Raw genomic sequence first — 9,494 nt, forward strand, 5'->3', positions numbered from 1 at the left:
ATTATTAAGAGAATATGGCAAGTATTCAGTAAAAATCACAAACATCAATTTTTATTTTAAATATTCTAAATTTTTAAATTAATAGCGTATTTATTTTAAACAAGCTGAATAGCTTAATAACACAATATTTTAAGGGGGACACCGAATGGACAAAAAACCAGAAAATGGGATTATTATCGGTGTAGATGATAGGATTGGCTATGGCAAAGCCTTTGTCCTTGGTTTACAGCATGTTCTGGCAATGGATCTGTATATTGCTCCTATCATTATCGCTGGCCTTCTTGCCTTAAGTACAGAAAATACCTCTTTCTTCATTCAAATGTGTTTTCTTGGAACAGGCATTGCCACATTAATTCAGACTGGTGCAGGAATTAAGCTGCCAGTTGTACAGGGGCCTTCATATGTGCCTATTGGAGCCATTGCCGCAATCGGCGGGAAACTAGGGCTTGGTGCCATCGCAGGAAGTTTAATTCCTGGGGCAATCATTATTGCAGTAATCGGATATCCATTAAAATGGTTTGCAAAAGCTGTTAGAAAGTTTATTCCGCCTCTTGTTGGCGGGACAGTTATCATTATTGTAGGAATTGCCTTAATGCCTATTGGCCTTAATAACATTTATCATTCACCAGGGAACATCGGGGAAAACATTCTTGTCGCGGCAGTTTCCGCGGGAGTTTTAATTTCTTGCATGCTTCTTGGCCCCAGGTTAAAAGGGATCGGAACATTTTTTCGTTTAGTTTCTGTCATCATAGCCATTGCTGTCGGAACAATGACTGCAAGTTTATTTGGCAGTGTTGATTTTTCACCTGTTAGGGATGCAAGCTGGTTCTCGTTTCCATCCCTCCTTCCATTTGGAAGTCCTGTATTTGATGTAAGCGCCATCATAACGATGGTATTCGTCTATTTAATCATTTTAATTGAAACAACTGGAACATGGTTTGTCGTTTCGACGGTTACGGGGAAAGAGCTTGATGAAAAGCGATTAAATAGGGCTTCTTTTGGTGAGGGTCTTGGCTGCTTTGTTGGTGCATTAGTTGGTAGTACACCAATGACTGGCTACTCATCTAATGCCGGGCTTTTGGCAATCACTGGTGTTGCGAGCAGATTAGTAATCATGGCTAGTGGAGTGATTTTAATTTGCCTAGGTCTCGTACCAAAGCTTTCTACAGCAATTACTTGCATACCGGAGCCTGTCATAAACGGGGTTTTTGGAATTGTTTGTGTTGCGATTGTTGCAAATGGCATAAAGGTGATTCAGCCAATTATAATTGATGACCGCAATATGATCATCATCGGAATGCCTATCTTATTAACAATAGCCGTTTCAATCCTGCCTAAAGAGGTTCTATATAGTACTCCTGATTGGGCAAATTATATTTTATCCTCTGGAATTACAGTAGGGGCCTTAGCTACTGTCATTTTAAATTTGGTCATCCCTACAAGAAAAGAAAAACCGAAAGAAGAACCTGTTGCGGTAGACTCTGTTTAGGAATTAAAATTAATGAGGCTGGGACAAAACTAGCTTCTATATTTGAAAAAAGTGAAATCGCAATGCAGATTTCACTTTTCTCATTTCATTTCACAATATGGGGCAAGATCTTACACTTTTGCCCCATATTTTCTTAAATTGACGGCCGTTAATCCGAGACCCATTTCGTTTTCAACCTTTGACTTTCCTCGAACAGAAAATCGAGTGAAACCTAAATTAGCCTTCAAGAACCCAAAGACTGGTTCTACATCGATTTTATGTTGAAGGTAAATTGAACCTGTTTTTTCTTCTGAAAGCTTGTTTCGTACATATTCTTTTTTTGCTCCCATTTCTCGTTTACCATGAGCTTACGGTTTGTACCTTCTTGCACTTTTGTACAAAACTTTCGCAATGGGCAACCTGTACAGTCTTCACATGCATAGATTTTAAATTGGCGCTGAAATCCTGTTTTATCTGTACGTACTGAATTGTATTGAAATGTAAGTTGCTTCTCATTCTGACACGTGTACGTATCACTTGTTCCATTATAAGCCCAGTTACTTGTTTTAAACGTTTTGAAATTTTCTTTTCTGCTCGTTTAAGTAGTGATTGAATGTAATCAATGGCGTTCTTTTACGCTTCGAAAGAATATCTTCATTATTCTGTTCACTGCCGTAACCGGCATCCGCCACGATATGTTCCGGTAATTCAAAGTACTGTTCTTCGATTTGGTCAAGAAATGATGTCAATGTTTTCGTATCCGTTGGGTTAGCGAAAACACCGTACTCTAATGTGTATTGTCCTTCTGTTGCGATTTGTACATTAAAGCCAGGTTTTAGTTGTCCATTTTGCATGTAATCGTCTTTCATTCGCATAAATGTTGCATCTTTGTCTGTTTTCGAATAACTGTTACGTGTGCCGAAAACCTCAAAATCCTTTTCGTACTTCTGTTTGCGTGTGATCCAGTCATACACTTGCTTCACAATTTGTTTCGGCGTTTTTCGTTCACTACGTAATGAAAGCCGTTGAAATTTTACTCGTCGTAAAATTTCAACGGCTTTTTAGATGTCAGAGGTGGGTTTTGTACCAGCCTCCACTTCTAGCTATTCAAACTTCCTTTTAACCAGACGCGGGGAAGGTATGGACCGACAGGGATTTGTATAAGGCTTGTTTTTTCTTTCGAATTGACTCCGTAAAGTTCATCACTTTGGTTCGAGTCGAATCCTAATAGTGGGTGTCCCCCCATCTCTAGGGCACATGCTGTCAAGAGTAGCCTTTGCAGAAGTATACCTGCTTCCATCTGTTGAATTCTGTATCCTCTATAGCCCAGTTCCTTTTTGAGGTGGTCCTTCTCTCCAACTACATGCAGACAGAGCGGTACCTGAAACAGATTTACAATTGGCGTTGTTAAACAATTTTGCATATACTCCCGGAAATCCCCCTTAGATATTCTCCGAAGTGCATGAGCACTTTTATCATAGGCATAAGCACCATCTTGAACACCTTCCACGTTATAAAAAGTGCCATACAAATTTAAACCAGTCTCAAGATTCCCCTGTGTGTTGTTAAGGTCTTTTTGATATGAAAATGAAAAAGTCTCTTTTAACAAAGTAGATACTTTTGTTTGACTGACTTTCCCTATCATAAAATCAATATCAGGAGAGTGCCGCTCTCTGCAAACAGATGCGAGATCGTATGAAATTGCCTCCGTAAATGGCAGCATGATTAACTCTGAACCTAATGCAGTGTTAAGAGGATTATCTTTTTTTATGTTCACAAATGAATGTGTTGTCTCCAACATTGAGGCTTCATTGATCTCTTTCAGTAATGGGTAATCAATAACTCTCTTTGAACGGTTATATGTTACATGCTTGAGCAATGGAACTTCTCTGGACAATTCCTTTGCAGAAATATTTTTTTCTAGATTAAATTGATCCACATTATAAATAGATAATGGAATCACAGCATATACACTTTCATCCTGTTCAGATAGCCCAAGCAAATGATTGATAGGACGATCCAGAAATTGGTAACATACCTGTGTTGAGAACCCCGTCCTACCCGCCACTTCCAACGATTGCCCAATTAGCACGCCTGCATCTAACCCTTGTAACCTGTATGAGAAATTATTGTATTTATAAAAGTTTTTCCAAAAAACCGTCGATACAAAAACAGTACCAAAACAGTCTGAAAGATTATAACGATTTCCAAGACTTCTGGATAGGTAGGAATCATAGTTGCCTTCTCGCAACAATAAAAGGCGATGGTGTGCAACATCGTAATGGTAAACTCCCTCTGGTACATCCTCCAACTTTAAGTACACATATAATTCATTTGGATACAACGCTCCGCCAGAGGGAACAAATCTGCGAAACAACTGGGCGTAGCTTACATCAGCTTTTTCCCCTATGCCCTCAATGAAAGCAGTTTGAGAGTATCGAGTAAGACCATATACATACCATAAATAATGACCAAACTCCTCCAGGCTGGGTATTGAATTAGCTTCTCTCCCTTTGAGAGTTAACGGTATATCTGCGGTAAGTGGAATCTCTGGTAAGCCACGGTACAGTTTATAGGGAAGTGGTGCGTCTTCCCAATCCGGTTGCCAATCTGGCGAAAGAAGTTTATCAGTGTCAAAATGCAAATTGTATAGGAATGTATCTAGATCCAACTGAAACCCTCCTACTCTTGCAGTTATGGAAAAGGGTGGGGATATGGATTCAACTGTTCATATGTTAACGGATGGTTTTTAAACCCGAGTTTTACAGGTACGTTTAGTACACGTTCAAGACCTTTTATACGTGTAAGGTGATGTCCAAATGTCATTGGCAGCATTCCAGGAATTATTACCTTTACACAAACTAAACCGTTCCTTTTGGTTATAGGAGATGTTTGGTCAACCACAATGACTTCCAAGTCTAATCTTCGGAACCTATTTAGAATATCCTCAACATCATCCTTCAAATCAGCATTCACCGGCGGGCATTTAAATTCCTCATCAAATGTACGTAAAGGGCGATTCTCATCCAATAAAAAGCTTAAGTTCTCCTCCGCTTCTCTTAGTCCGTATAGCATGCCATGGTCCTCCATGGTACGCACAGCAAACGGATCCTGTAACATCGCTTCATATTTCTGTCGATTATTCTCCAATATTTCGTCATGCCTAAACATCATTCCTGCAAGCTCGTAAATCGCACTTTTTACTGCCTTTACAGGATCAGGATTAGCTGCGCCTGCACAAATAAGATTTGTACCCTTGGATCTTCTGTTTTTTGCCACTGCCCAAACGCTCGGAATTTCATGTTCCATCGTCGAATTGTAAAAATGCAGGTCATAACCAGCCACCTCATTTATGCGGCTAACCATCAACTGCAATTCTTTATCGTTCGCAGAACTAAGCTCAAGACGTGGAAGGGGGAGTTGTGCATACCAGGTTAATAAGAATGAGTCTCGCTCGACGATCTCCATAATAGCATGGAAAATGGCCTCCTCTATAGTCCCTCCTAAAGCACAACCGTTGGAAGTCTCATAAACAAATCCCTCTCCATATCCCAAACTGTAATAGGCCAGTAACTCCGGAACAAGAATAGGGCGTTCTTGTAAAAATGAATATCCCCAGACCCAATTCATTGGTTTATCAGGATGAAATGGTTCAAATGGAAAATGTGGCTTTGAATACTGCTCCTTCTCATGCAAACCTACCTTTGCAGGATTTAGTGCTTTATCCGCCAAATTTTGATAACTATCACGAACTACCTTCCTTTTCCCGCGAGGTTCGATTCCGCAATATCTCTCCAAACCCTCTAAAATGGCAGTTAGCTCACTCATTTCATAGGAATTAGACCTACCTGCTACTCCCTCGTCCCCATCAAACAACGGCATGTTCACTAAAACATCAGCGAACGGCAGCCTGGAATCCTGCATTTTCCCATTCATGATCCCAGTACGATAATCCAGATAATTTTGGACTAGCACGTTTTTTAATTCATCTATCGAACGGCATCGGTAACCAGAAGGCTCCAATTTAGGACTAGCTTCTAACCTGATTTTCGCTAATTCAGCTGTGTCTTTAGGTAATGGACTGCACATTGGGCACAACGGATCTGGCAAGAAAAAATGGCTGGAGATCGTTAACGTTTTCAGATTTGTTATTATTACCCGTTCTCCTAAGCAGCTTTGTTCTCCTTGAATTATCTTCATCACTTCGTTGCTAATCAAGATCGCCATTTGCGATAGTCCGGTTCGTGATGCCCATGCATCACGAAGTAAACCTTCTCCTGTTGCCATTTTCACCCGAAGTCCCAACATCTCTTTGCGATCAGGTCCAGCTAACAATAGTCGTATGTCAGCACAATGAGAACACCCCGGTACATCAGGGCGTACAAATGGACCAATAATTCCCTCACCAAACGAAACGAAACCCCGAAGCCACGGAATACCTAAGGCCCTTAACCTCTCTTCCGCTTTTTGATGAACGGATGGTTTCCAGGTATCGTGCAGCACAAGAACTAATTCTGTATTTTCGGGAACCTCTTCAAGAATGCTTTGGCGCCTAACAAGATAGTTTGGGGACAATTGCTCATAGACATATTCCGCTAATAAACCCTCACCATCTATAAGTATATAAGCAGCCATTAGTATCCCCCCTCTTGAACCTGAACACCAAACACTCCTGCCAGCTCTTGTTTTAAAAACGGCTCAAAGGCTAAGTCATAGATTACTAGCCGCATGCGGTTCCGGTTTAATACCTGAATAGAAGATTGTAATAGCTCCTGAGACGTCATTTCATCACAAGATGGGATATCCAGTTTGCTTTCGTTTTCTCCCAGAAAAACTGTTGACTCCATCTCTTGCTTTACTGTGGAATTCACTTGGTTTTGAGCATCCAAAAGCGATTGTTCCAATGCATTTCGTAATGCCAATGTTGTATTTAAACCTGCGCTTTTGTGCCATCGGCCATTCGACCTTACCCATACCACTGGGAAACCTAGTACATCCTCTTTTAAACCAATTGTTGGAGCACCATTTAAGGTGGTCAGGGCATTATAATAAAATCTGCATCGCTTATCTTCTAGGGCTCCCAACTTCATACGATAAACCGCACTCTGCTGATCGACCTTTCTTTTTTTCAATTCTTCATCTAAATATACTTGAAGGCCTCTACAAACAGACTCTGCGATTGTTTCTCCAGCACCGATGCCTATAAATTCCTCAGGTATGTTCGCACCCACCTTATTTTTCTTATGTTTGTATCCCAGATCGTGGAAATTCATCATTTGTGAAACATACATTTCAATGCCCGTAAGCCCAGCCTCTTTTTTTGCTTCCTCATGTGATAGTCCAGCACAGACAACTTCAGGAAGCAGCTCTGCCGGTCCCTCTGAAAAGGGGTTAACTGCTTGAACATAGCACTGTGCAAGTGGAAGTTGGGGTAAATTTCGTTCTTCCCAGGTATGGAAAATTCCTATTTCTTCTGACGTTAGTCTACTGAAATACTCTAAGAGGTCACTCGATGGTTCATTTCTGTCCGTTTCTTGTTTGAGGCGTAAATCAAAATCCTCCACCAGTCTTAGAGTATCACGTATAGACGTACCCAATTGATGTGGGATGAAGTACAGCCAGTCTCCTTCGAGGGTCTCAAGATCAAGCATATAAATTTGATGACTCTCATTAGAATCTGCAATCCCTGTAGCCATTTTGAAAAATTCAAATACAGAAACATTTGCCAGAATCGATCCCGCTGTTGAAGAGAAGGATTGAGGCTGAAGATCTTTTTTTAATGCTGAGTGATGGATTCTGCGCCATGCAGACTCCCAACATCCATCTGTATCCGGTTGATCAAATGGGCCGGATAGCCCCACCTGATCTAAATAGATGGATGGCATAAATGCCTTCTTTTCTTCTTTGCAAACCAGATTAAGGTCCCTTAGCTCATTTATATTGCCATCCTGCGAGACGTATAGAATCCAATCATAAGGCTGAATTGCTTCTCTCCAGAAACTGCTCCCCGCGTCTTTATGAAAGGGTACTTCCTTTATCTCGACTTCGGAATCAGTCTTACGTGCATTTTGCACCAGTTCATGTAGCCTCTGCCAATTAGTTGGAATGGAATCTGTGACCATGACATTTAATTTGGGCAGACCTGATTCGATTAACGCGGAAACCAATGAAACCATAAAGGGGCCAGAGCCAACAGCCAGAACTTTCGCCTGACGGTATTCTTGAAAATGGTACGCACCAGATTCCATAAAATTCTCTATAAATTCGATTTGTGAAGCATACTTTTCAAGAATGTTTCGATTCAATTGATGGGGATCCTCTTTGCTTAGATCCCGAACAAAACCATTGTTGTGCAACGTTTCTCCAATTTCGTACACCCTTTCCCGATAAGGGGCAGTTAATCCATTTGTTAATTCTCCCATTGTATGTTCTCCATTGAACATTGGAAGTAATTTTTCAATCCATTGAAAGATTGTATTGCCTTCCATACGGAATGAACTTAAGTTGTTTCTAAAATACACACCACCATTTGGATCTGGAATAAAGAAAGTATCCCTTTTGGCCTTCAGACGTGAGGACGAGTCCAGTTTTTTCATTCAGCTCCTCCTTATTCATAATCGTACTAATTATTCACTATCAGTTTATGTACGATTTTTTGTCCAATATGATAAAAAGAAAAGCGGAAGCGCCCTGTTCAACGGCGTATGGCCTGGAGCGCTCAAATTAGATAAAGGAAACACGAAGGAGCCGGAGGCGCATTCGTGCTTGACTTATCGTAGCGAGAAGAGCGAAGGGCGCTAGAGCTGGACAATTCTCAAAGTTATATACTTTCTTTAAATTTAAGAAGTGCCCCAGCAAATTACGCAGGGGCATTTTTGATTCACAATATTAATTTTTTCTTTAGGAAATTACCAGGCGCCAAACAGCTCAAACTGCCAAAACAATTAAATAAAACCGAAACAGCTAAACCCGAGACCAAAGCCGAAACAACTGAAACCGAAGCAGCCACCACAGCCTCCACAGCCAAAGCAGCCAAAACCACCACAACGAAATCCTCCGCAACGGAAGCCTCCACAGCCACCGCAACGGAATCCACAGCCTCCACAACGCCTGCTCATCATGTGCAGGTCCTGACTCTGAATGTCCATAGGAACTAACTGACCAACTTGATAAGGGTCGATTCCCAACCCTTGCAGCTCATTTTGAAACATTTTGTTTTTTCCCTCCCCATTGTCTTTAATTATTTGGGCTAAACTTGTATAGAGAGTTGAAAAGTCAATGCCAGTTCTGTGTAAACGAAATCATTCGATACGATGTGTACTCTCTTCAACAAAATATGCTTTTTTTAGGTCTCTGTTACTAAACAAAGAGCCTATTTTGCGTTGAAGCATTTTAATATGTTGCTAAAATAATATTTATGGTTGATGCCTATATTCAGTCCGCATATTTTTTTGCCTTATATTTAGTTGGTCCTTAAATCTACTTCCTAGCCTTAAATATTCAGTACAAAAAAAGTCTCTCCACTTTACGAGCAGAGAGAATTTTTTACACACAACCTCATCATTATTTTCTTAAAACTAGAAGTGAAAGCACTCAACATGTGACGAGTTGATAGTGCATACAGGTTTATCAGTATATTGGAGTAGCACTTGCCTAGATTTAAAATATCAAAAATGGAACAACATTTACGTACTATGAGAAAGTAGTTCTCCTAATATAATCTCATATCATTTTACATGTACCTATTCGTCCGTATATTCCATTTTTTTACATCTTAATAGCCCATTTTGCTTTATTCGAATCGCTTTGTTTTAATTAGTTTGTTATCAAATTTACTAACTGACTTTTTATGTACTCAGTGAATAGAGACAATCCATTCATGAACAAATTGTTGCAATGATTTATATAGTAATTTTAAATCTTTTGGTTGGATATTTCTTTGAGTACAGAGAAATTAGCTGAAATTTTCTACTCTTAAAAAACAGAGCTTAATCAAATAAAGATAGAGTTGAACCGATTACAAAAA

Annotated in this window: 5 protein-coding genes and 1 pseudogene; 1 reads left to right on the top strand and 5 read right to left on the bottom strand. The window is 40.1% G+C overall.

The features are described from left to right. The first annotated feature begins 145 nt into the window (after positions 1-145). The gene (locus V7149_RS15175; RefSeq protein WP_335346451.1) at positions 146-1,489 is read left to right on the top strand and encodes a uracil-xanthine permease family protein; all 1,344 of its coding nucleotides are present in this window, start codon (positions 146-148) and stop codon (positions 1,487-1,489) included. Positions 1,490-1,599: 110 nt separating this feature from the next. On the opposite strand, the pseudogene V7149_RS15180 reads toward V7149_RS15175, so the two are convergent. The 5 genes and pseudogenes from V7149_RS15180 to V7149_RS26550 form a co-directional block, all read right to left on the bottom strand. Then, positions 1,600-2,496, bottom strand: a pseudogene (locus tag V7149_RS15180) (transposase); the annotation flags it as partial. A 71-nt stretch (positions 2,497-2,567) separates the two neighbouring features. Further along, positions 2,568-4,139, bottom strand: coding sequence for a SagB family peptide dehydrogenase (locus V7149_RS15185; RefSeq protein ID WP_335346452.1), 1,572 nt, complete (start codon positions 4,137-4,139; stop codon positions 2,568-2,570). Between the two features lie 23 nt (positions 4,140-4,162). Further along, positions 4,163-6,103, bottom strand: a complete 1,941-nt coding sequence (locus tag V7149_RS15190; RefSeq protein ID WP_335346453.1) for a TOMM precursor leader peptide-binding protein — start codon at positions 6,101-6,103, stop codon at positions 4,163-4,165. Then, positions 6,103-8,064 (bottom strand): putative thiazole-containing bacteriocin maturation protein, encoded by a 1,962-nt coding sequence (locus V7149_RS15195; RefSeq protein WP_335346454.1) that lies wholly within the window; start codon positions 8,062-8,064, stop codon positions 6,103-6,105. Before V7149_RS15195 ends, V7149_RS15190 begins: the two co-directional genes overlap by 1 nt. Before the next feature lie 348 nt (positions 8,065-8,412). Next, on the bottom strand, positions 8,413-8,679 hold the full coding sequence (locus tag V7149_RS26550; RefSeq protein WP_438824119.1) for a heterocycloanthracin/sonorensin family bacteriocin: 267 nt from the start codon (positions 8,677-8,679) through the stop codon (positions 8,413-8,415). Positions 8,680-9,494 lie beyond the last annotated feature (815 nt).

The sequence above is a fragment of the Bacillus sp. JJ1503 genome (genome assembly GCF_036965125.1).
Lineage (GTDB): Bacteria > Bacillota > Bacilli > Bacillales > Cytobacillaceae > Cytobacillus.

Excerpts from the sequence above, each read along its gene's own strand:
- V7149_RS15175 (WP_335346451.1), top strand. The coding sequence starts at position 146 with ATGGACAAAAAACCAGAAAATGGGATTATTATCGGTGTAGATGATAGG.
- V7149_RS15190 (WP_335346453.1), bottom strand. The coding sequence starts at position 6,103 with ATGGCTGCTTATATACTTATAGATGGTGAGGGTTTATTAGCGGAATAT.
- V7149_RS26550 (WP_438824119.1), bottom strand. The coding sequence starts at position 8,679 with ATGTTTCAAAATGAGCTGCAAGGGTTGGGAATCGACCCTTATCAAGTT.
- V7149_RS15195 (WP_335346454.1), bottom strand. The coding sequence starts at position 8,064 with ATGAAAAAACTGGACTCGTCCTCACGTCTGAAGGCCAAAAGGGATACT.